Below are 252 nucleotides of genomic sequence, written 5' to 3' on the forward strand. Positions count from 1 at the left end.
CCACTGCCAGGTCCTATGGGCTCACCGAAGCCACACGTTACGTCACCGACCTCGAAATCCTGACGGGCTTCGAAACCGAACAGGAAATCGAGGACGACGAGAAGAAGACAAGGACGACGGCTCAGGTCGAGCTGGAGTTCGCCATCCCGATCTTCGACACCGGCAAGGCCCGCATGCGCAAGGCCGAGGTGGCCTACATGCGGGCGGCAAACCAGCTCGCCGAGAAGGCCGTCAATGTCCGCTCGCAAGCAC

The 252-nt window shown here is 61.9% G+C and carries 1 pseudogene; it reads left to right on the forward strand.

Going from position 1 to position 252, the window contains the following annotated elements:
- A pseudogene (locus BN1800_RS39985) lies at positions 1-252 on the forward strand (TolC family protein); the annotation flags it as partial.

Origin of the sequence: Rhizobium sullae, assembly GCF_900169785.1 — a bacterium.
GTDB classification, from domain to species: domain Bacteria; phylum Pseudomonadota; class Alphaproteobacteria; order Rhizobiales; family Rhizobiaceae; genus Rhizobium; species Rhizobium sullae.